The 1,636-nt window shown below is 35.6% G+C and carries 1 protein-coding gene; it reads left to right on the forward strand.

The features are described 5' to 3' along the window. Positions 1-291: 291 nt before the first annotated feature. Positions 292-1,636, forward strand: a 1,345-nt coding sequence (locus AC1DRF_RS26730) for a DUF2254 domain-containing protein (protein WP_477742158.1), incomplete at its 3' end; no start/stop codon positions are given.

Consider the following 1,636-nt stretch of genomic DNA (forward strand, 5'->3'; position numbering starts at 1 on the left):
AAAGTAGGTTAGTTGAAGGAAGATCCGAACGAGATGGATTCTTAGTTGAGAATCCAACGCGTTCGGATTTTTTATTTGTATGGTGAACATAGCTTTTATATATTCATTCAACTCATGTATCCTATTTGTGCATCTTTAGATTAAATTAATGAGGTATGTGTCAATTTCATTTTTGCTTTGTGTACCTATATTTTAAAAAATAGATTTTTTTMCACTGTATAAGCATAACCAAAAAAAATTAGGGAACTAAGAAAAAAGTTAGAGATTTACAAATAAAAAGGAGAGTTTTGTATGAATACATTTAGATGGATAGCGGCAAGGAAGCAGCTCTCTCCTCGTGCTTTTAAAGATGAGCTAAATAGCCAAATATGGTTTAGTCCCTTAATTTATGCTCTTTTTTCTGTCCTTTTAGCTGCATTGACGCTGTTTCTGGACTATTATTGCAAAGTAGGAGAGAAGGTTCCTTCATTTTTTTCAATCAACATGGATTTAACCAATACGTTAGTGAGTACGATTATGCCCGGAATTCTATCGATTACGACCTTTACCTTTAATTTAATGCTTGTTGTGTTTACATCATTTGCAGCTCAGTTTTCTCCTCGCGTGTTAAAAAACTTTGCTTCTTCGAAATCGACTCAGCGAATTCTCGGGATTTTTATGGGGAGTTTCTTATATACACTTTTTGTCTTTCTCTTTTTAAACAGTTCACAAGTAGATGGCTACTTTGCTATCCCATTTGCGACCACGGCGCTATCAGTTTTTAGTGCAGGCACGTTTGTCTACTTTATTAATCATTCCGTTAAATGGCTGCAAGTTAATCATATGACTCAATCGATGAAGACGGAATCTATAAAAGCTATTGAAACGACGATACGTGAAGAACTAGAGGTTCATCGAACGCAATCTGCTCATAACGAACCATTTTCCTTTCCTGAAGGAGATAAAAATCCAGTATATATTCAAACATCCGGCTATATTCAGACCGTTAATTACAGCCGATTAATTCACTATGCCAAAGAGCATAACTTAGTGATCAAAATGGAGAGGGAAGTAGGGGACTACGTACTCGACGGAACGATATTGTTTTATTATTGGAACCGAGGTTCTGCAGAGCAGGATGAAATCGATCAAACTATTTTTCATCGATATGTTCATATAGGAAAATCTCAAACCGATATTCAAGACACAACTCATATTATTACCAAGTTTGTCGAGATGGCGATTAAATCATTAGGAAGTGATGACTTCAAAACGGCGATTAACTCCATTCACCAAATTAGCGATATTCTTCGGAAAATTTGTGATGTTAGTCAGTTTTCTTCGTATTTAGTTGATGACAGCGGCGTTGTACGAATGGTCATTCCTGATAAAAAATTTGAAGACTTTTTGTATGATGGATTTGCTAATATCCGGCACTATGCTAGACGTAATATTATCATTACAATGGAGCTGCTTAAAACGCTTGGAAATCTCGCCGAGGCCATTGGGCCAGCTTATTACGACGACATTTGGGAGTTTGCCGTCTACACGTCTCAAGGCTTTGAAGAAGAATATTTATTTGTTCAAGATAAAAAAAATTTTTTGCATATTCTTTATGATTTAGCTATTTCTACAGAAAAGGAAGAGCAATATGAAC

Source organism: Priestia sp. P5_B4, assembly GCF_056400385.1.